This window comes from Parasphingorhabdus sp. (genome assembly GCF_039982415.1).
Classification (GTDB): Bacteria; Pseudomonadota; Alphaproteobacteria; order Sphingomonadales; family Sphingomonadaceae; genus Parasphingorhabdus.
This window is the reverse complement of sequence record NZ_JBDWYL010000002.1, coordinates 143,987-165,419: the sequence shown is the minus strand read 5'-3', so window position 1 is coordinate 165,419 and position 21,433 is coordinate 143,987. Positions and strand designations below refer to the sequence as shown.

Genomic DNA, 21,433 nt, shown 5'->3' with positions numbered 1-21,433 from the left:
AAAAGCCTAGGCGTCTGCCAAGCTTTTCAACTTATAATCCTTATATTCATCGCGCAGTGCCCGCTTCAATATTTTTCCGGTCGCCGTATGAGGCAATTCATCCAGGAAAATCACCTCATCGGGCAACCACCATTTGGCGACTTTATCCCCGAGATAGGCAATGACATCGGCGCCGGACAATTCGGCATCCGGCTTTTTCACGATTAACAATAAGGGGCGCTCGTCCCATTTGGGGTGGTAGACACCAACAGCGGCAGCTTCGGCCACACCCCGACAACCCACGGCAGCATTTTCCAGTTCGATCGAGCTAATCCATTCCCCGCCGGATTTGATGACATCCTTAGCGCGATCGGTAATTTGCATGGTTCCATCAGGATGCAAAACCGCCACGTCGCCAGTATCAAACCACAGATCGTCCTCGACCGCTTCTTCATCTGCACGATAATAGCGTTGAATAATCCAAGGCCCCCGAATCTCTAGGGTTCCGCTTGATTTGCCATCTCGCGGCAGAACATTGCCTTCCTCATCCACTACCCGCAGTTCAACGCCAAATGGCGGTCGACCCTGTTTGCAAATTACATCAACTTGCTCGTCAAAATTCAGTTCATCCCAATTGGCTGGCAAGGAGCCAGCGGTCCCAATTGGAGATGTTTCGGTCATGCCCCAGGCATGGGCCACGCGCATTCCATTTTTCATCAAGCGCTCGATCATCGACCGCGGACAAGCCGATCCACCAATGGTGATTACTCTGAGATCCGCATAATCGCCACCATTGGCATCCATATCTGCGAACATCGAAAGCCAAACCGTCGGCACGCCGGCACTGTGGGTTACCCCTTCTTCGCGGATCAATTTCCACAAAATCGGTGCCTCATTGCTCGCGGAGAAAACCATTTTGGCGCCCACCGCGGCACAAGCGAAAGGCAGCCCCCATGCATTGGCGTGAAACATCGGTACAATCGGAAGCATGACCGACCGCGTTGCCAGGTCCATAATATCTGGCTGGACTTCGGTCAGCGCATGAATGACATTCGACCGATGCTCATATAGAACGCCTTTCGGATTTCCGGTCGTGCCGCTTGTATAGCATAGTCCACACGGGTCATTTTCATCGACGTCGACCCAATCAAAATTACCGTCTTCCGCATCTACCAGTTCCCGAAATGTCGGATAATCGCCTTTTTCACCATCAAACTGAATATAATGTTCCACCGTTTTAAGTTGGGGTTTCAACATTTCGATAATCGGCGTGAACATTTTATCGAACAACAAAATTCGGTCTTCGGCATGGTTGAGAATATAGACGAGCTGCTCTTCAAACAGGCGCGGATTCACAGTGTGGAGAATGCCTCCGATACCAGCTGAGCCGTACCAACTGATCAAATGATGGGTATGATTCATGGCAATGGTGGCGATCCTATCCCCTTTTTTCATTCCCAATCGATGCAAAGCCTGAGAAAATTTCCGCGCTTCTTGACCAATTTCGCCCCAATTGCTGCGTGTAAGTGATCCATCAGCCCAATAGCTGACAATTTCGCGGTCGGTATGCTCGCGCGCCGCATGATCAATTAAATTGGTAATTTTGAGCGCACTGCCCTGCATAGCTCCAGCCATTAAACTCTCCCTATTTTTATGTGCTTGTTTTTCAACCGAAATCGATCAGCTTACAAGCCTTAAATTGGGCGCCCGATGTCGTATCGTTGGTGAGCCGGTTGCTGGTCCCAGTCGAATATTCTCTAATCCGGCAATATGGCTTAAAGATTCGGCGACTTGCGCATCCAATTGAAAATGGCGTCCAAGGCGAACCGGGACGGTTTCACCAACAAAGCTAGGTATAGTTGCGACCAGTTCACTTTTTCCGCCGGATAAGGGGGCGATGAAATTCTTCAATTCCTGAAGAGCGTCTAGATCACGCACCTCCAATTCCATGCGGGTACGGGTTGTTTTCTCAAGACTATTCATCGCTTGAGCTCGGCGAACAGCAACACGCGGACTTTCGTCATCCGAGCGCTGATCCAACTCAACATTCAACAGCGCACAGCTTCCCTCTTTCGCCATTTCTGCCAAAATTTCGCATTGCTCTTCTTCGAAACAACTGCCGGAGAACTGCCCACTGCTATCGGACAGATCAACCAGAACAAAACGTTTCCCACGCTTGCTTTCGCGCCACCGAACGCCTTCAACCAATGCTGCCATGACCGCCGGTTTACGCTGTCCTTCGGCAATGGGGCCTTCTTCACATAAAGATGCGTAAGTCATGGCACCGTGAGACGAGGTGACAGCCTGAAATTGTGTGACCGGATGAGATGCAAAATAAAAGCCGAAAGCGTCTCTTTCTCGCACCATTATTTCGCTGAGGTTCCAGTTGCTATTTGCTGGCAAACGAATGGCTTGCATATCCCCCGAAGCGCCTTCTCCAAACAGCCCCCCCTGCCCGCTATTTCTTGATTCCGCAGCGCTATTGGCGACCGAAAGCAGCATGTCAGAGCCTTCATAAACAGCAGCGCGATTGGATTCTATCGCGTCAAATGCACCGGCAGCGGACAGGCTTTCTATTTGCCGTTTGTTCATGCCCGATGGGTCAACCCGATTGGCAAAATCATCCATCGATTCAAATGGTCCGTTGGCCGTCCTTTCGTCGACCAATGCTTGCATCGCTTTTTCACCGACATTTTTAAGCCCGGCAAGTGCATAGCGTACTGCCAATAACGAGCCTTCCTGTTCTTCTACGGCAAAGGATGGACGGCTTTTGTTGATCGACGGGGGCAATATTGTCACCCCAAGGCGTTTAATATCATCGACAAAAATACTGAGCTTGTCGCTTTGGTGCATGTCAAAGCACATTGACGCAGCATAAAATTCATGCGGGTAATGGGCCTTCAACCATGCGGTTTGATAGGCCAACAAGGCATAAGCAGCCGCGTGGCTTTTGTTAAAACCATAGCCGGCAAATTTATCGATCAGATCAAAAAGCTCATTGGCTTGTTGACTATTCACATTATTTTTAGCCGCGCCTTCGACAAAAATGCTGCGTTGCGCATCCATTTCGGCTTGGATTTTTTTGCCCATGGCCCGGCGCAGCATATCCGCCTCACCAAGAGAATAGCCGGCAATCACCTGCGCGGCCTGCATCACCTGTTCTTGATAAACGATTATCCCGTAAGTTTCTTTGAGAATATCTTCCAACAGTGGATGCGGATAGGCCAGCTGAGCCCGTCCATTTTTGCGATCGCCAAAAAGAGGAATATTATCCATCGGTCCAGGACGATAAAGCGATACCAGTGCTATAATATCGCCAAAATTGGTGGGTTTCACAGCCGCTAGCGTCCGGCGCATACCTTCCGATTCCAGCTGGAACACACCCACAGTATCGCCGCGCTGGAGCAGTTCGAAAACTTTCGGATCGTCCCATGCTAAAGTGGACAGATCGACATGGATATCGCGTTCAGCAAGAAGCTCGACCGCCTTTTTTAGCACGGAGAGCGTTTTTAATCCGAGAAAGTCAAACTTCACCAAACCGGCTTGTTCAACAAATTTCATATCAAACTGTGTGACCGGCAAATCGGAGCGCGGGTCGCGGTAAAGCGGAACCAATTCATCCAATGGCCTGTCACCAATGACCACGCCCGCGGCGTGGGTTGAACTGTGTCGCGGCAATCCTTCCAATTTCATCGCCAAATCGAATAAGCGCTTCACGTCAGCCTGCTTATAATCCTGCGCTAATTCCGAAATGCCGTTGAGCGCTCTTTTTAAATCCCACGGATCAGTCGGATGGTTCGGAACCAATTTGGTCAGGCGATCAACTTGACCATAAGGCATTTGCAATACCCGGCCCACATCGCGCAGCACCGCTCGAGCTTTCAACTTTCCGAATGTAATGATTTGCGCCACTTGTCCGGAGCCGTATTTTTCCTGAACATAGCGAATGACTTCACCGCGCCGGGTCTCACAAAAGTCGATATCAAAATCAGGCATCGACACCCGTTCTGGATTAAGAAAGCGCTCAAACAGCAGACCCAATTTTATCGGATCCAAATCTGTTATTGTTAGCGCCCATGCGACAACCGAACCGGCACCTGATCCGCGCCCCGGTCCGACCGGAATATCCTGATCTTTGGCCCATTTAATAAAATCGGCAACGATTAGAAAATAGCCCGGGAAGCCCATGTTCACGATGACGTTAATTTCAAAATCAAGGCGATCAAAATAAGCTTGTCTTTCTGCGCCTTCTATACCGCCAATATGATCAAGCCGTACTTCCAGACCGGCGACAGAATCGCGCCGTAACTGCTCTGCTTCGCCCGCTAAATCACCCGCAAGACTGGGTAAAATAGGATCACGTCGCGGCGGAGAATAGGCACAGCGTTTCGCAATAACCAACGTATTTTCAATCGCTTCGGGCAAATCGGCGAACAGATCTTCCATGACCATCGCACTTTTGATCCACAAATGCGGCGATGGTTTATCGCGATCATCATTTTCAACATAGGCCGATCCAGCAATACACTTCATCGCATCATGGGCTTCATGAAAATCGGGTTCGGCAAAACAGCTCGGATTGGTCGCAACCAACGGCAGATTTCGTTCCATTGCTACTGCAATAAGCCCGGCCTCAGCTGCGGTTTCAACGGGATCATCGCGGCGCGATAATTCGATATAGAGACGATCCGGAAAATAATCCTGCAGACGGGATAAATAGGCTTCCGCTTCGCTTTGTTGTTCTTCGGCAAGGAGCCGCGCGATAGCCCCTTCGCCACCGCCGGTCAAAGCCAGTAAGCCCTCATTATGCTGAGCCAGCATTTCAATTGGAATATGGGCATCCAGTTCTGCGGGCCGTTCCAAATGCGATGCCGAAACCAATCGGCACAGATTTTGATATCCGGTTTCATTTTGCGCATAAAGCGCTAGCCAATCCAATTGCGGCTGGTCTCCTGACGCGTTCGCAGAGCGCGTGACGCGCAAGAAGCAGCCCGTAATTGGCTGAATACCATTAGCCCGGCATCCATCATCAAAAGCCATGGATGCAAATAGTCCAATCCGGTCGGCCAAAGCGACGGCTGGAAATCCGCGTTCTTTCACAGCGGCGCCAATAGCCTTCGGTTCCATCGCACCATCCAAAATGGTGTAGGCTGAAAAGGAACGGAGATGAACGAAAGGGATTTCCGGCATAGTCTAATGCCTAGCGTGCAGCGAACGAAAACGCCATAAACAGTTGCGCTTTAGCCCAATCTATCGACTGGTTGTCCACAACATCTTATTGATTAGAGCAGCGCCTCAATTTCCTTTGTCAATTGCGCTGGTTTGACGGCTGGCCCATGACGCGCGACGACATTTCCTTCGCGGTCCACGAGAAATTTTGTGAAATTCCATTTGATTCGCGATCCCAAAAGGCCCGATTTTTCGGACTTGAGATAATCCCAAAGCGGATCCGCATCCTTCCCGTTCACGTCAATTTTTGCCATTAACGGAAAGCTGACATCATAGTTTAATGTGCAGAAATTTTTGATTTCTTCAGCATCGCCAGGCTCCTGACTACCGAATTGATTGCAGGGGAAAGCCAATATTTCCAACCCCTTGTCGGCATAATCCTGATGGAGCTTTTCTAGCCCTTCATATTGCGGCGTAAAGCCACATTTCGATGCGGTGTTCACAATAAGAAGCACCTTGCCTTTATATTTCGAAAGCCCTTCTTTCGAACCATCTGCCTGTTCAATTTCAAATTCTGTGATTTGCATAGACTAGCCCCATTCTTTGCAACAATGCCCCCAATTACATATCAAATTGATATTCGCCCGCGAAATGTCAAAGCCTATCTGCATTCCTTTTTGAAAAGGCTAGCTTAATAATCCGTCATGAAGACGGACGACGCGGTCCATTTTGGCCGCCAACCGTTCATTATGGGTCGCGATAAGCGCAGCGCTTCCTTCTTCGCGGACCAACGCCATGAGCTCGGCCAGCACGATATCGGCGGTCGATTCATCCAGATTGCCGGTTGGTTCATCGGCCAAGACCAGCTTTGGTGCATTGGCTAAGGCCCGTGCAACCGCGACCCGTTGCTGTTCGCCGCCGGATAATTTGCTCGGCTTATGATCTAGTCGTTCTGACAGTCCCAGGCTGCACAGCAGGGATTCGGCGCGAATCTCCGCTTCCGATTGGGATGTACCGGCAATTAATTGCGGCATGATAACATTCTCAGCCGCCGAAAAATCCGGCAGTAAATGATGAAATTGATAGACAAACCCGAGCAGCTCACGGCGCACTCTGGTATGCCCGCTAGCAGACATTTGTGCGGTTTCTTCGCCGTTCAGTTTGATCGAACCTTCAAAGCCGCCCTCTAGCAAACCCACAGCCTGCAATAAGGTCGATTTGCCGGAACCGGATGGACCCAACAGCGCCACAATTTCATTGGAACGAATGTCGAGATTGACGCCCTTGAGAACGTCTATCCGAACATCGCCCTGCTTAAAGCTTCGTTTGACATCACGCAATTGGACGACGTTGCTATTCAAATCATTCATAACGCAAGACCTGCACTGGATCGGTGCTCGCCGCCTTAAAAGCCGGATAGAGCGTCGCCAGGAAACTGAAAAGCAAAGCCAGCATGGCAATGCCAAGAACTTCCATAGGATCAGTCCGCGCGGGCAATTCGGTTAGAAAGCGAATAGAAGGATCCCATAAATTTTGTCCGGTTATCGTTTGAACAAAATTGATGACATTTTGTCGAAAATAAATGGCAATCAGTCCCAATATAATTCCAGCGGCAATGCCCAAGGCGCCGATTGATGTGCCCACAGTCACAAAAATCCGCGTCAGCGAGGCCCGTGAAGCGCCCATTGTCCGCAATATCGCAATATCTCGGGTTTTGGCACGAACCAGCATGATCAAAGAGGAGAGAATATTAAACACCGCCACCAATATGATGATCGATAAAATGACGAACATGACCACCCGCTCAACCTGGAGCGTTTCAAACAAAGAGGCGTTCATGGATTTCCAATCGGTTATCACCGCCCGATCCACCACCTTAGGATAAATGGGCGCAATAATTTCATCGACATTGTCCGCATCATTAGTTTTAATTTCGATCATCCCGATCTGATCGCCCAAGAGCATCAAAGTCTGCGCATCCTCCATCGGCATAATCACAAAAGCTTTGTCGTAATCGTAGACCCCCACTTCGAAAACAGCCGCCACTTCGTATGATATTTCGCGCGGCACCGTCCCAAATGGAGTCGATCGTCCTTGCGGATTTATCACCGTTATCCGGCTGCCCACTTGTGCCCCCAATGTGGTTGCAAGACGACTGCCAATCCCTACGCGGCCGGCTCCTGGTTCCAATCGCGCTAAATCGCCGGCGACGGTTTTGCCATCCAAAGTTTCATTCTCGAGAATATCGGGCACGAGCATGCCGCGCACCAAAATAGCTTCCACTCGTCCGTTAAAGGTGGTCAGCAAAGGCTGCTCGATTAGCGGTGATGCTGATACCACCCCTTCGGTATTGCGCGTGTCTTCAAGCAAATCGCGCCAGTCGGGAAGACGCCCACCATAGCCCTGCACCACCGCATGGCCATTTAGTCCGACAATTTTGTCGAATAATTCCGCACGAAAACCGTTCATCACGCTCATCACAACAATCAGAGCGGCCACGCCTAGCATCACTGCGATCAAACTGATGCTCGCAACCAGGAAAATAAACCCTTCTCCCTTGCCGGGAAGCAAATAACGTTTTGCGATGACCCATTCATATCGGGATAGAAGCATAGGCGTTTGATCTTCCTCAAAAACTATTGTGGCTTTAGGGTTGCAAGACCGCGCAGGCAAGAGCGATACTGATCAAAATGCTGTTGCCATTATGACACAAAGCTGAACCAATATTGCACATTTGTGAAAAACTGCATGACAATAGCGGTCATCCCGATCAGAGATAGCGACAGAATCAATTACCGCTAACAGGTCATGGTTCAGGGATCCTTTCTGGTTCCGCCGAATGTTGGGGGACAAACGGCGTTGAATAAGACAGGAAAACAGGGGGACGATATTATCGTCACCATTTTCGCCCGAAGTCAGAAATGGCTTCGGGCGTTTTTGTTGAACACCCATAGGTGGATCTGCAAAAGACTTGAAATCCCAAAATCTGATAATATCTTGGTTAAGTGCGATGCCTCTTTGGATCGTACACCACGGAACCGGACGCCATTTTTGGGTCCATAATTTTAATTGCTCTTATGAGGATAAAGATATGAACCGTTTTGATTTTACCCCCTACCGCCGCTCCACTGTCGGATTTGATCGGCTTTTTGACTTGCTCGAAAATAATGCACGAGCACAACATTCCGAAAATTACCCCCCCTTTAATATCGAACGCAATGGCGAAGATCATTATCGCATCACGGTAGCCGTTGCCGGATTTAAGGATGATGAAATAGAAATTACAGCGCAACAAAATTTGCTGCTCGTCGCTGGCAATAAGGACAGTGATGAAAATGAAGGAAAGCAATTTCTCCACATGGGTATTGCCAACCGAAATTTTGAACGGCGCTTTGAACTGGCGGATTTCGTCCGCGTTGACAATGCCGTGTTAAGCGATGGCTTGCTGGTGATCGATCTGGTTCGCGAGATACCAGATGCCATGAAACCGCAGAAAATTGCGATTAACACCGGTGATAATGTTACAAAAATCGATCATAAACCGGATAGTTCCGAAGATCAGGCGGCGTAAAAGCCACCACCGATTAACAGAAGGCAGCCTGACTTTGGGCTGCTTTTTTTTGCAAAAAAATGGGGCAGCCAGATGAGGATCCGACTGCCCCTGACACCCGCGTGGTGTCACTCTTGACGAAATTAGCCCGGGTCGCAAATGGCCAACTTCGTTCAAGAATCCGCATTGGCAATATTGGAAAGCGTAGCGTGATTTAAAATCCGTACTTTCCCACTTTCAACCGAAACAATGCCATCTTCTGACCAGGTTGAAAGTTGCCTGTTAATATGTTCCCGCGACATCCCGGCATAGTTGCCAAGTTCGCTCTGACTCAAATCCAATTTTAGTCGACCTTCTTCGGCGCCGACTACTGATAATCTCAATAGGTAACGGGCCAATCGAGGGCCTGACGTATACGCACGATCGCCTTCGATCATGGTATTGGCTGTTCTAATCCGGTTTGCCATCACCTTTAGCAGCCGTAATGCCATATTTTTATGGTTTTTCAAAATTTCTTCAAAAGCTATCCGCGTAATGGTTAAGGCCGTTGTCGGTTCAATAGCCGTTACACTTGCCGTGCGCTCGCCACCATCGAGCAAGGCTATCTCGCCAATAACTTGACCGGGTTCTGCATAATCCAAGACAATTTCGTGGCCATTGCTCGCGATCATGCTGGTCCGCGCATTGCCTGACAATAATATCAACAATGAGTTTCCAGGATCGCCTTGCATGATCAATTCATCCCCTTTGTCATATTGCACAAAATGCCCGCGCAATATCAAATCCGCGAGTTCCGCTTCGTCACAGTCAGCAAACAGACTGTGCTCAGCCAATATGCCAGCAAGTTCTTCGGCTTTCACTCGATCTGCTCCATCCCAAATCGCTTGCAACTGTTAACTGGTTGATAACCAATTCTCATTGCTTGGATGTGACAATAGTCACTTTCTGTAAAAAGGATTGGATAAATTAGACAAGTCGGCTTTGTTTTACCGCAGCTGCGATGAATGACGCGAAAAGCGGATGCGGCTCAAATGGTTTGCTTTTGAGCTCAGGATGATATTGCACGCCGACAAACCAGCTGTGATCGGGCCGCTCCACGATTTCTGGAAGCTCCCCGTCCGGTGACATTCCAGAGAAGATCAAACCGGTTTTTTCGAGCCGCTCAACATAGCCCTTATTCACTTCATACCGGTGACGATGCCGTTCGCTTATCATATCCGCACCGTAAATTTCGCCGACTTTGGACCCTTGCTGCAAGCGCGCATCATAAGCGCCAAGTCGCATAGTTCCGCCCAAATCACCGCCAGACTCGCGTTTTTGCAACCCCTCTTCGGTCATCCATTCCGTAATCAAACCAACAATCGGCTCATTAGTCTCGCCAAATTCCGTGGTTGATGCGGCATCAATGCCGGCTTGATTGCGTGCGGCTTCAACACAAGCCATTTGCATTCCCAAACAAATACCGAAAAAGGGCACATTATGTTCCCGGGCAAATTTTACGGAACCAATTTTGCCTTCGCTGCCCCGCTCACCAAATCCGCCGGGAACCAAAATCGCATCAAGCGGCTCCAGATTAGCGGCAAGGTCACTATCATCTTCAAACAGCTCCGCATCCAGCCAGCGGATTTGAACCTTTACCCGATTCGCCAATCCGCCGTGAAAAAGCGCTTCCTGTAGTGACTTATAGGCATCTTGCAGGCCGACATATTTTCCCACGACGCCAACGATCACCTCGCCTTCGGGATTATCGATCCGTTCCATGACATCGGTCCAACGGCTCAGATCCGGATCCGGAGCGTTGATTATCCCAAAGGCATTGAGCACTTCGCGATCCAGGCCTTCTTCATGATATTGCAGCGGAACATTATAGATACTGCTCGCATCCAGAGCAGGAATGACCGCTTCTTTGCGGACGTTGCAAAATTGCGCGATTTTCGCGCGCTCTCCATCAGGCAGATCATGTTCTGTCCGGCACAATAATATGTCCGGCTGAATGCCTAATGACGTGAGCTCGCGCACGCTATGTTGCGTTGGCTTGGTTTTCAGTTCGCCGGCGGCTGCGATATAAGGAACGAGCGTGACATGGACGGAAATCGCATTGGCGCGACCCACCGTGTTGCGCAATTGTCGAATCGCTTCGATAAAGGGCAAGCTTTCAATATCACCGACCGTCCCGCCAATTTCACACAGGACAAAATCTATCCCGTCCAGTTTGTCCTGAGCGAATTCCTGAATCGCGTCGGTGACATGCGGAATGACTTGTACAGTCGCTCCCAAATAATCTCCGCGGCGCTCTTTGGTAATTATCGACTGATAGATTCGTCCCGATGTCACATTGTCGGATTGCATCGACGGAACGCCTGTAAATCTCTCATAATGCCCAAGGTCGAGATCGGTTTCGGCGCCATCATCGGTGACATAGACTTCGCCATGTTGATAAGGAGACATGGTCCCCGGATCGACATTTAAATAAGGATCCAACTTACGGATTCTTACAGAATATCCGCGTGCTTGCAGAAGCGCGCCGAGGCTCGCTGCCATGAGACCTTTGCCAAGTGAGGAGACCACACCGCCGGTAATAAAAATATATCGCGCCATGGGAGGAAAGGCTTAAGACCTATCGAACCGAATTGGCAAGCGTGCGAATCCGAAAAAGCGAAATTTATTTTCATTCGCTACTAAAATTTACGCCAAGTGCGAAAAGAATCCAGCGCCAACTATTGGTCTAGTGGCACGGCCCCATCCGCTGCAGGCTCTTCATTGGACGCGTCGGCTTGCGCCGCTGCTGCGGCCAATGGATCATCCCCCACCAACGGCACAGCATCTGCCGGTGCGGCTGGTGCTGTTGGAATGCTAGTGTCCCGGTCCAAGGATTGATCAATCGTGGATGGCTGACCTTCTGAAGCCGCCAAGAACGCCAGAGAAACTGATAATGCGACAAACAAAACCGCCAAGACCGTCGTGGTTCTTGTAAGCAGGTCGGCGGCGCCGCGCGCAGACATCATGCCGGAGGGGCTTCCTCCGACACCCAATCCGCCGCCTTCAGAGCGCTGCATCAGTATAACGCCCACAAGGGCAGCTGCGACAATCGCTTGAACAACGGTGAGAAATAGGAACATGACTGGATCCGAACATTTTGATTTAACTGTGAGCAGCGCACATAGCGATTGCATCTGAGGAGTTCAAGCGGTGATCCCGTCACAAGAGCGACAATTTTCACTGCAGTTTTTCGCTCAAGCTATGTAATTTCGCGCTGGGACGGACCAATTGCTATCTCGCACAAGAACGGTTGGGGTTTAACTGGTAACCGCCGCTTCAATAATCGGACCAAATTTTTCAGCGGTGAGACTGGCGCCGCCAACAAGGCCGCCGCCGACATTGGCCACAGCGAGCAATTCCGCCGCGTTCGCACCGTTCATTGACCCGCCATAAAGAATTCTCACTGCGTCGGCCCCACTATTCATCAGGGTTTTGAGCTTTTCTCGGATCGCGGCATGCATTTCCTCAACATCTCTGGCCTGCGGTACGCGCCCCGTGCCGATCGCCCAAACCGGTTCATAGGCAATGGTTAGCCAGGAAGGATCGGCATGATCCGGAAAGGATCCAGCCAACTGTCCGCAAACCACTTCAACCGCCTTGCCTGCATCGCGCTCCGCTTCAGTTTCTCCCACGCAGATAATTGCGCCCAGTCCCAACGCATGGACAGCTTCCGCTTTGGCTTTGATTTCTGCATCGGTTTCGTGTTGGTCAGCGCGGCGTTCGCTATGTCCTAAAATCGAAAAACTCGCGCCTGCCTGCTGGATCATGGCAGCAGAAATGCAACCAGTATGCGCACCTTTTTCGTTAAAATGGCAATCTTGCGTTCCGATAGAAAAATCAGGATTTTGAGCCGAAGCGGTCGCAACCAAGGTAAGGGGCGGACAAATAGCGACGTCGACCGAAGAATGAGCAGCAGCGATTTGAGCAATAGCGGCCATGTCGGAAAGCTCGGATTGCAAACCGTTCATTTTCCAGTTTCCGACGATATATTTGCGATTGGCCATAATTTTGTATCCCTCGTTGCTTTGGTTCAACCGCTAACAAATAAGTTCCCGCCTGCCAAACATCTTAACCTGATCGAACAATCCGGCCCGACTGTTGCCTTTTGCTTGAACGAAAAACTGAAGCCGACTAAAGCGACAGCACGTTTATTCGCTCAACAGAAATGCAGTTTTTTCATGATCACATTTTTCCGTAATATTTTCTCATCGAAAATCGGTCTATTTTTCACCATGGCCTTTGTTGCGCTAATTGCGGTGGCTTTTGCATCTGCCGATGTTTCGGGTTCCGGTGCATTTGGCGGTGTCACAGGGTCGGGAACTGCTGCTAAAGTGGGCGACGCAACACTGACAACTTCAGAGCTCAACCAATCGATCAACAATGCTTTTCGGGCAGAACAGCGCGAAAATACTGGCCTCGATCTAAAAACCTATGTGGAAGGTGGCGGTTTCGACGGCATATTGGACCGGCTGATCAATAGCTTTTCGATCGCCGCTTTTGGCAATAAATATGGAATGACCGCCGGCAAACGACTGGTCGACGGTGAAATTGCAGATATCCCGTCCTTTCAAGGCGCAGACGGCCAGTTTAGCGAAGAAAATTTTCGTCGCGCGCTCCAGCAACAGGGCATTAAAGAACAGCAGCTGCGCGATGATTTTACTAGAAATCTTTTGGCAGATCAGCTTTTGACAACAGCAGGTTTTGGTGCGTCCGTTCCCCAGAAACTGGTTACGCCCTATGCTTCACTCTTGCTCGAAGCGCGGCAGGGACAGATTGCGATTGTTCCCTCAGCCGCCTTTGTCCAGAATATCAAACCGGCAGACGCGGCATTGGCAGCTTTTTATAGTCAGAACGGATCGCGTTACACGATACCTGAACGCCGCACTATCAACTATGCGCTCTTTTCGAAAGAACGGTTTGATGATCAAATCAAACCAACTGAAAAGGAAATTGAAGGCCAATATAATCTCGACAAAACCAAATATGCGGCTAGCGAAACCCGCAATATTGATCAGGTAATCTTACCGACAGAAGCCGCAGCCAAAGCACTGGCAGAGAAAATAAGCAGCGGCATGTCGATTGATGCGGCCGCTGAATCGGTGGGTTTATCTGCATCGGAAATGGGTTCGATCACCAAGACAGGAATATCTGGCACGGCATCCCAAGCCGTTGCGGACGCCATATTTGCAACCACATCTGGCGGTGTATCACCTCCTGCACAAAGCGCCTTGGGTTGGCATATTGCGAAGGTAAATGATGTTCAGACAATTCCCGCGCAAAGCCTCGACCAGGTGCGCGCCGAGATTACGGCACAGCTCACTCGTGAGAAAACTGATGAAGCCTTGGCTGAATTGACGGTTGGTATTGAAGATGAATTTGCGGCCGGTTCGTCGCTCGCGGACATAGCCAATGCCGAGGAACTCAAAATAGAATCCACGCCAGCTCTGCTCGCCAACGGCCAAAATCCCGATGATCCAAACTATCGCCCCATTCCAGAAATGCAGCGCATTCTGCCGGTCGCCTTTACATTGGAAGACGATTCCGACCCACAAGTGGTCGAGATAATTCCCGGTCAGCAATATGCAATCATGAGTATTGGCGAAATAACGGCTGCGGCGCCCCCACCTCTTGATGCCATTAAGGACAGAGTGTCGCGCGACTATATTTTGGAAGAAGGTTCCAAAAAGGCAAAAGAAATTGCCGACAAAATCGCCGAACAAATTAGTGGCGGCGCAAGCTTGAGAAAGGCGGTTGCGGATTCAAAAGTGACGCTGCCTCCCATCCAACCCGTGCAAAGCACACGCGCGGACTTAGCGCGCCAAAGCCAGCAAGGACAAGTGCCGCCGCCCTTGACGTTGATGTTCAGCATGGCGGAAGGCACCGCAAAGACCTTGAAGGCGCCGCAAAGCCAAGGCTGGTTTGTGGTCAATCTCAATAAGATTGATCGCGGTGATGCTTCGAAACGCAGTGACTTGATTTCCGCGACATCTGCCCAGTTTAAGCAGGTCTTCGGTAATGAATATACCGAACAGTTTATCAATGCGATGAAAGCTGATGTCGGTGTGGAAAGAAATGAAGACGCCCTCACCGCCCTTCGAAACCAACTTACTGGCCGGAACTAATATGCCTTTGCGCCGCCGCGGTTTAGCTTAATGGCGCATAGTTTTAGCGTCTCTCCCGCAGTTACGGCTTTGCAGAACGGCAAACCGGCGCTGATCTGGCGCAAGCAAGTGGCCGATACCGAGACGCCTGTTTCCGCGGCACTGAAACTGATGGAGGCCGAACGCGGCGATTTTCTGCTCGAATCTGTCGAGGGTGGCGAAACCAGAGGGCGCCATAGCCTTATCGGCCTTGCACCGGATCTTGTTTTCCGAGCCGATAATGACCAGGCCCAGATCAACGCGCAATGGTTGCATGATCGCGAAGCCTTTGTGCCGCAAACGGACCAAAGTTTGAGCGCACTTCGCGCCTTGGTGAAACGTTGCCAAATGGACGTACCAGACGGTTTGCCGAGCGCGCTCGCCTGCCTGGTGGGATATTTCGGTTATGAAACCATCGGTCTGGTTGAAAAGCTGCCCCGTGCGCCTCAATCTCAACTGGACCTGCCCGACATGCTTTTTGTACGTCCCACAGTCATTGTCATTTTTGACCGGTTAGCCGATGAGATGTTCCTGGTCGCGCCCGTATGGCCCGAAACTGACGGTGACATTGATTATAAAATAGCCACGGCTGAAGAACGGCTCGATGAAGTAGAGCGTCAAGTCGCGGCTCCCGTCCCAAGCAGCGCCGAGCTTCCAGCCCACGGGGATCCCGATGATCTCGTCTACCAACCCCAAATCCCCGCCGTGCAATATGAAGATATGGTGCTGCGCGCAAAAAATTACATTGAGGCGGGTGATATTTTTCAGGTGGTATTGGCGCAGCGGTTCACCGCAAAATTTACGTTGCCGCCTGTCGAACTCTACCGTGCGCTGCGCCGCATAAACCCCTCACCCTTTCTTTTCTTTCTGGATTTACCGGAATTTGCCCTTATCGGCTCCAGCCCGGAAATTTTGGTGCGCGCGCGCGATGGTCAAGTGACGATCCGGCCGATTGCAGGCACACGTCCTCGCGGTGCCAATGCGGCCGAAGATATAACCAATCGAGACAGCTTGCTGGCAGATCCCAAAGAACGGGCTGAGCATTTAATGCTCCTCGACCTTGGCCGAAACGATGTGGGCCGGGTTAGCGCGGCGAACAGTATCGAAGTAACCGATAGCTATACGGTCGAATTTTACAGTCACGTCATGCATATAGTGTCCAATGTGGTTGGCGAATTGGCCCCCGACAAAGACGCTCTGGACGCCTTATTTGCTGGTTTTCCGGCTGGCACCGTAAGCGGCGCCCCGAAAGTCAGAGCCTGCGAAATTATCGCCGAACTCGAACCGGAAACCCGCGGCGCTTATGCTGGCGGGGTTGGCTATTTCTCACCCGATGGCAGCATGGACAGCTGCATTGTTTTGCGCACCGGGATTGTCAAAGATGGCATGCTCCACGTTCAAGCAGGCGCAGGCATTGTCGCTGACAGTGACCCCGCTTATGAACAACGCGAATGTGAAGCCAAGTCCGGAGCCTTGCTTGCCGCCGCAAAAGAAGCTGTGAAACTGGCGCAAGATATTGGATTTGGGCAATAACCGGACTGGGTTTTTGCACATGGCTTGGCATGTCTGAAAATTTCCGCCATGATTACTGATCAATTTACGCCTTGATGGACAGAAAGTTAGACATACTTCTGTGGCACCTATTGGGAGTGAATGGATAAAAATTGATAATTTCAATCCCGCCGGGGAGCGCAATACTATTAACCTTCAAACACAAATACGCCCGAACACCAAAACGAGACTGCTTCATGCAGGTATAAAAGTATTTGGCGATCATGGTTATATTGGCGGTTCAGTCCGGAGTATCGCCAAACTTGCCGACGCCAATATTTCGGCTGTCAAATATCACTACAATTCCAAAACCGAACTTTGGAAAGCGGTTGTAAGCTATTTATATCGCGAATTGGGTCAGGAAATTCTCAAAGATGAGGATCGATGGGCGAACATGACCCCGCGAGAACGGGTGGTCAACACAACTGGAAATTACATTAGGTTTTCAGCTGAGAATCCGGAACTCTATCGCATCACATTATTTGAAATGATCCATCAAGGGGAACGGCTTGAATGGCTCAGCAAAAATCACATGCGCGAATTTGCTGAACGCTCCATGGCTTGGATTTCTATCGCCCAGGATAATGGCGTTTATCCACCAGGAATCTCACCGCTCAACATGTTGCATATCACCATGGCGTCTTGTCAGACTATTTTCCTCATGGCACCTCAAATCGATCATAGCTTCGGCGTCAATGTCTTCGACAAAGCAGAGGTTGAAAAACATATTGACGCCGTCATCCGCGTCCTGCTTTCAAATGAAGTTGACAATCCAGACGCTGGATAGCGACTAACGACGCCAATTATACCACCCTGAACCAACGGAAAAATCAAAGATGCGCAGGCGGAAAAAGCCCCGTTTCCATCGGCAGCGCCATCTTATCTTCAATTATGCTGGCAGGAAAAACCCCATTTTTCTAGCCTTTTAGGGTGAAAGTAAAAAATTCAAACGACCGTACTAATTTTGTTAGTTCTCATTGCGAGCCGCCGCGTTAGCTTGTCTTCCCATGGTCGAATTGGTGACAAAAAGTCTCCACGGTTTCAGCGACCCAGCCAAATATGGTGACGCGCTGACACATACGGGCCAATATTTGGGAGGAGGACTATCATGGCAGTTCCGGCGAAGAAATTATCGGGTTCGTTAAAATTTATCCTGTTGGGGGCGACCACTTTATCGGGCTTAGTCGTCGCGAATCCCGCGTTAGCACAAGAAACCTCTGTTGAAGAAGACGGTAATACTATCGTTGTGATTGCCCGTAAACAGGAAGAAACCCTACAAGATGTTCCGGTAGCCGTGACGGTTATAAACAGCGAGGTTCTCGACGATTTTCGGATTGATGAAGCCACTGACCTGGTGAGCCGAGTTCCCGGCCTTACGGTTCAAGTTGGCGGATCCGGAGCGAGCGCGTCCGTCGCCCTTCGCGGCGTCGGTTCTTCCGGCATTTCAAACGCGTTTGATTCTGCGGTTGCGCTAAATATTGATGGTATTGCGGTAAGCACCCAAAGACTCCTCCAAGCCGGCTTTTTCGACGTTGCACAAGTTGAAGTCTTGAAGGGGCCGCAACCGCTTTATTTCGGAAAATCAGCCTCTGCTGGCGTTTTGTCATTACGGTCGGCCAATCCAACCCCCACTTGGGAAGTCGCTGGCAAAGCCTCTTATGAATTTGAAGAAGAAGGCTATACGGTCGGTGGATATATTTCGGGACCTTTGTCAGACACATTAGGCATTCGCGTTGCAGCAGAATATCAGGATATTGAAAAATATTCCCAATTGCAGCCCAATGTACCTGCCCTTGATCGCGACAAAGGACTGACCAATTTTATTGGCCGCGTCACTTTGGCGTGGGAGCCAACCGACAATTTCAATGCCAATTTGAAATTAAACTATAATCGCCAACGATCAGAATCTCTCAACGCCTTTACAGATGTGTTCTGCGGTGGAGACGGAATTGCTGACCCTTCTGTTTTGGCAGTTTTTGGGGTTACCTTCGCAGCAACACATGATTGTAATATTGAAGATAATCTGTTCCCGACTCCCGATGGCGATGCGCGCATCAATACCGTACCGACCGGTTCTCCCGGTGAGGGCCGAGATATTACGCAGGCGTTTAATGACACGGATTTGTTTTTTGCCAGCTTGGCCTTTGACGTTGGCCTTACGGATGACCTGACTCTGTCTTGGATTTCCGGCTATGTAGACATGGAAAATGAATATAATGATTCCTTCAATTCCACGGGCCAAAATCCCGATGGCAGCGCTGCCGGACTGACCGCACCGTTCCGCAATACATTACAACAATTCACTCAAGAAATTCGGCTTGCCAGCGATTTTGACGGGATGTTCAATTTCCAGATTGGCGGCTTTTGGGAAAGCCGCGAAAGCGGTCTTATTACCGCGCAAAATGCCTTTAATCCGGCCATTGTTCTGGGCCCGGATCCGGTGACTGGATTCACTTTTGACTGGTTGGCAGACCGCCCGTTATCGGCTGAAGCCCTGTCCTTTTTTGCCAGCGCATCGATTGATTTTACTGACAGTGTGAACCTGTCCGGCGGTCTGCGCTGGACCGATGAGCAGAAAAGCACAACAATTGCCTTTCCGTTTGTGAATTCATTTGTCACAAATGTACTGGGCGCGGTTCCTTCAGGCTTTTTTGCCGGACCCATCCGATTTAGTGATAGCAACCTCTCACCCGAGCTGGTTTTAAAATATACGCCAAATGACGATTTAAACATTTATGCCGCGTTTAAGACGGGTTTCAAATCTGGTGGTGTCGATAACAACACTCTTCCCACGGGCAGCGTTTCCTTGTTGAACAGCGCCGATCCGGCCTTAGTTGCGGCTGCAGCCGACGCGCTTCGCTTTGAATCAGAAACGTCGATCGGCGGAGAAATTGGGGTCAGATCACAATTGGCCAATCGCACACTGACATTGAACGCTACCGCTTTTTACTATGTGTTTGATGATCAGCAGATCCAGAATTTTGATGTGAATATCTTCAACTTTGACACTACTAATGCCGGTGAGTTGACGACCAAAGGCATTGATATTGATTGGCGGTGGTCAACGCCGGTTGAGGGCCTTTCCTTATCAGGAGCCGTTTCTTATCTTGATGCTGAATTTAGCGATACGTTCATTACGATTTCGGGTTTTGATCTGGATGGCAGAGACGCATCACGGGCGCCCAAATGGTCGGGAAATATCGCCTTTGACTGGAATGTTCCGCTCGGAGATTCCCTGGAATTGGGATTGAATTCGGTGGTGAGCTATACCGATGATTATTTTACCACCAGCACCAATCCAACGGCGTTTAACCCCGCAGATAATAGCGGTGATCTGGTGCAAGATTCCTTTGTTACCATCGACGGATCAATTTCTATCGGCGATCCGGATGGAAAATGGACACTTTCACTCATTGGAACCAATTTGACTGATGAGATTTTCATTACCACATCCGCACCGGCTCCCTTTGGTGCTGGAACGGACGATCGCCTTGTCACGCTTAATCGCGGGCGCCAAGTTTTTGTGGAAGTCGGGTTCAAATTTTGATCGACAGCTCCCGTTGATCATCCTGGGTCGGAACCATAATAATTGGCTCTGACCCTTTTTGTTGTCGGCCTATTTCTTTGCGAAGATTCTGGCCGAACCGACTTATGGAGATAAGTAATGACCCGAATGGAACAACAAGCCCAACCCAAACCCTTTTGGCTGGATGGAAATTTTGCTCCGGTATTTGAAGAGCAAACGGCGTTTGATTTGAAAGTCACGGGTAATATTCCGCCAGAACTCAATGGTCGTTATTTTCGCAATGGGGCCAACCCTCCTTCTGGGAAAAGCCATGATTGGTTCCTGGCCTGTGGGATGATCCACGGGGTGGAGCTCAAACACGGCAAGGCCATTTGGTATCGCAATCGCTATGTCCAAACAGCGTTACTTGAGGAAGACACGCCCAGTCCGGAATCCCGATCAAAACTCGAAAATTCCATCGCCAATACCCATATTATTGGCCATGCTGGCAAGATCTTCGCTTTGGCGGAACTGAGCCTGCCGATTGAAATGTCTTCCGAGTTGGAGACTGTGGGACCCTATCGTTTTGATGGGCATTTGAACGGAAATATGACCGCTCATCCGCGCATCTGTCCAATTACGGGCGAGCTTCTGTTCTTTGGCTACGGCCTTCGGCCTCCATTTTTGACCTATTATCGCGCATCCGCGGACGGTCAATTGGTCCAGCAAGAACAAATCGCCGTCAAAGGCGCAACGATGATGCATGATTTCAATATCACCGAAAATTACGTGATATTCATGGATTTGCCGATGGTTTGGGATTTTGGCGAACGAGAAAGCGGTGGTCTGGGTGTGAAATTTGATCCTGATTATGGCGCCAGATTGGGAATCATGCCAAGAACGGGTAACAATAAGGACGTCATCTGGTTCGATATTGAACCATGCTATGTCTATCACACCATGAATGCCTACGAAGCCGGCGATGAAATCGTCCTCGAGGGATGCCGAATGGTGGGTTACATGGCAGAAGGAATGACCAAACCGCCGTTACCCAAATTGCATCGATGGCGAATGAACCTAGTAACAGGCAGTGTGCGGGAAGAACAGATTGATGATCTTGGCGTCGACTTTCCTCGCGTCCCCGATCATTTGGTAGGCCAAGCCCATCGCTATGGATATACGGCTGAATTCGGACAAGATGCACCCACTGTTGATGCGTTCCATAAATATGACATGCATAGTGGCAACAAGAGCTCACATTATTTGAAAGATGGACGCACCGGCAGTGAAGCGGTCTTTGTGCCTGCCGCAAACGCAAGCAATGAAGATGATGGTTATTTGATGAGCTTTGTCTTCGATCCAGCAGAAAATAAAAGCGAATTGGTGATTTTCGACGCCAGCAACATGGCGAACGAACCGGTTGCACGTATTCATTTGCCAGCGAGAGTACCAGCGGGCTTTCATGGCAGTTGGATCGCCAGTTCAGGCGAGTAAATAACG

15 protein-coding genes are annotated in these 21,433 nt (G+C 50.1%); 6 read left to right on the top strand and 9 right to left on the bottom strand.

What is annotated here, in order from left to right; all coding sequences use genetic code 11:
• Nucleotides 1–6: 6 nt before the first annotated feature.
• The 5 genes from ABJU74_RS03470 to ABJU74_RS03450 form a co-directional block, all read right to left on the bottom strand.
• Nucleotides 7–1,614: a long-chain fatty acid--CoA ligase gene (locus ABJU74_RS03470; protein WP_348382726.1), complete on the bottom strand. Its 1,608-nt coding sequence runs from the start codon at nucleotides 1,612–1,614 to the stop codon at nucleotides 7–9.
• Between the two features lie 45 nt (nucleotides 1,615–1,659).
• A complete protein-coding gene (gene dnaE / locus ABJU74_RS03465; RefSeq protein WP_348382725.1) occupies nucleotides 1,660–5,169 on the bottom strand; it encodes a DNA polymerase III subunit alpha in 3,510 nt (1,169 codons plus the stop codon).
• A 92-nt stretch (nucleotides 5,170–5,261) separates the two neighbouring features.
• Entirely contained in the window at nucleotides 5,262–5,735 is a 474-nt protein-coding gene (locus ABJU74_RS03460; RefSeq protein ID WP_348382724.1) for a glutathione peroxidase, read from the bottom strand.
• Nucleotides 5,736–5,834: 99 nt separating this feature from the next.
• Nucleotides 5,835–6,518, bottom strand: coding sequence for an ABC transporter ATP-binding protein (locus tag ABJU74_RS03455; RefSeq protein WP_348382723.1), 684 nt, complete (start codon nucleotides 6,516–6,518; stop codon nucleotides 5,835–5,837).
• Nucleotides 6,511–7,761, bottom strand: coding sequence for a lipoprotein-releasing ABC transporter permease subunit (locus ABJU74_RS03450; RefSeq protein ID WP_348382722.1), 1,251 nt, complete (start codon nucleotides 7,759–7,761; stop codon nucleotides 6,511–6,513). Before ABJU74_RS03450 ends, ABJU74_RS03455 begins: the two co-directional genes overlap by 8 nt.
• Before the next feature lie 478 nt (nucleotides 7,762–8,239).
• Here ABJU74_RS03450 and ABJU74_RS03445 point away from each other — a divergent pair, with 478 nt between their 5' ends.
• A complete protein-coding gene (locus tag ABJU74_RS03445; protein WP_348382721.1) occupies nucleotides 8,240–8,719 on the top strand; it encodes an Hsp20 family protein in 480 nt (159 codons plus the stop codon).
• 152 nt (nucleotides 8,720–8,871) lie between these two features.
• Here the strand turns inward: ABJU74_RS03445 and ABJU74_RS03440 are convergent, their stop codons facing one another.
• The 4 genes from ABJU74_RS03440 to tpiA all read right to left on the bottom strand — a co-directional run bounded on the left by ABJU74_RS03440 (nucleotide 8,872) and on the right by tpiA (nucleotide 12,741).
• On the bottom strand, nucleotides 8,872–9,558 hold the full coding sequence (locus ABJU74_RS03440) for a Crp/Fnr family transcriptional regulator (RefSeq protein ID WP_348382720.1): 687 nt from the start codon (nucleotides 9,556–9,558) through the stop codon (nucleotides 8,872–8,874).
• A 106-nt stretch (nucleotides 9,559–9,664) separates the two neighbouring features.
• Nucleotides 9,665–11,296 (bottom strand): CTP synthase, encoded by a 1,632-nt coding sequence (locus tag ABJU74_RS03435; protein ID WP_348382719.1) that lies wholly within the window; start codon nucleotides 11,294–11,296, stop codon nucleotides 9,665–9,667.
• A 119-nt stretch (nucleotides 11,297–11,415) separates the two neighbouring features.
• The gene (gene secG / locus ABJU74_RS03430; protein WP_348382718.1) at nucleotides 11,416–11,817 is read right to left on the bottom strand and encodes a preprotein translocase subunit SecG; all 402 of its coding nucleotides are present in this window, start codon (nucleotides 11,815–11,817) and stop codon (nucleotides 11,416–11,418) included.
• A gap of 177 nt (nucleotides 11,818–11,994) precedes the next feature.
• Complete coding sequence (gene tpiA, locus ABJU74_RS03425) at nucleotides 11,995–12,741, bottom strand: triose-phosphate isomerase (protein WP_348382717.1); 747 nt, start codon at nucleotides 12,739–12,741, stop codon at nucleotides 11,995–11,997.
• A 174-nt stretch (nucleotides 12,742–12,915) separates the two neighbouring features.
• On the opposite strand from tpiA, the gene ABJU74_RS03420 reads away from it, so the two are divergent.
• From ABJU74_RS03420 to ABJU74_RS03400, 5 genes are all read left to right on the top strand, one after another.
• Nucleotides 12,916–14,859 (top strand): SurA N-terminal domain-containing protein, encoded by a 1,944-nt coding sequence (locus tag ABJU74_RS03420; RefSeq protein ID WP_348382716.1) that lies wholly within the window; start codon nucleotides 12,916–12,918, stop codon nucleotides 14,857–14,859.
• A gap of 30 nt (nucleotides 14,860–14,889) precedes the next feature.
• Entirely contained in the window at nucleotides 14,890–16,410 is a 1,521-nt protein-coding gene (trpE, locus tag ABJU74_RS03415) for an anthranilate synthase component I (RefSeq protein WP_348382715.1), read from the top strand.
• Nucleotides 16,411–16,510: 100 nt separating this feature from the next.
• Nucleotides 16,511–17,215 (top strand): TetR/AcrR family transcriptional regulator, encoded by a 705-nt coding sequence (locus ABJU74_RS03410; RefSeq protein ID WP_348382714.1) that lies wholly within the window; start codon nucleotides 16,511–16,513, stop codon nucleotides 17,213–17,215.
• Between the two features lie 321 nt (nucleotides 17,216–17,536).
• On the top strand, nucleotides 17,537–19,975 hold the full coding sequence (locus tag ABJU74_RS03405; protein WP_348382713.1) for a TonB-dependent receptor: 2,439 nt from the start codon (nucleotides 17,537–17,539) through the stop codon (nucleotides 19,973–19,975).
• Nucleotides 19,976–20,092: 117 nt separating this feature from the next.
• Complete coding sequence (locus ABJU74_RS03400; protein ID WP_348382712.1) at nucleotides 20,093–21,427, top strand: carotenoid oxygenase family protein; 1,335 nt, start codon at nucleotides 20,093–20,095, stop codon at nucleotides 21,425–21,427.
• Nucleotides 21,428–21,433 lie beyond the last annotated feature (6 nt).

Coding starts and splice junctions, on each gene's coding strand:
- secG (WP_348382718.1), bottom strand. CDS start 11,817: ATGTTCCTATTTCTCACCGTTGTTCAAGCGATTGTCGCAGCTGCCCTT.
- ABJU74_RS03470 (WP_348382726.1), bottom strand. CDS start 1,614: ATGGCTGGAGCTATGCAGGGCAGTGCGCTCAAAATTACCAATTTAATT.
- ABJU74_RS03400 (WP_348382712.1), top strand. CDS start 20,093: ATGACCCGAATGGAACAACAAGCCCAACCCAAACCCTTTTGGCTGGAT.
- dnaE (WP_348382725.1), bottom strand. CDS start 5,169: ATGCCGGAAATCCCTTTCGTTCATCTCCGTTCCTTTTCAGCCTACACC.
- trpE (WP_348382715.1), top strand. CDS start 14,890: ATGGCGCATAGTTTTAGCGTCTCTCCCGCAGTTACGGCTTTGCAGAAC.
- ABJU74_RS03460 (WP_348382724.1), bottom strand. CDS start 5,735: ATGCAAATCACAGAATTTGAAATTGAACAGGCAGATGGTTCGAAAGAA.
- ABJU74_RS03435 (WP_348382719.1), bottom strand. CDS start 11,296: ATGGCGCGATATATTTTTATTACCGGCGGTGTGGTCTCCTCACTTGGC.
- ABJU74_RS03455 (WP_348382723.1), bottom strand. CDS start 6,518: ATGAATGATTTGAATAGCAACGTCGTCCAATTGCGTGATGTCAAACGA.
- tpiA (WP_348382717.1), bottom strand. CDS start 12,741: ATGGCCAATCGCAAATATATCGTCGGAAACTGGAAAATGAACGGTTTG.
- ABJU74_RS03420 (WP_348382716.1), top strand. CDS start 12,916: ATGATCACATTTTTCCGTAATATTTTCTCATCGAAAATCGGTCTATTT.
- ABJU74_RS03445 (WP_348382721.1), top strand. CDS start 8,240: ATGAACCGTTTTGATTTTACCCCCTACCGCCGCTCCACTGTCGGATTT.
- ABJU74_RS03405 (WP_348382713.1), top strand. CDS start 17,537: ATGGCAGTTCCGGCGAAGAAATTATCGGGTTCGTTAAAATTTATCCTG.
- ABJU74_RS03450 (WP_348382722.1), bottom strand. CDS start 7,761: ATGCTTCTATCCCGATATGAATGGGTCATCGCAAAACGTTATTTGCTT.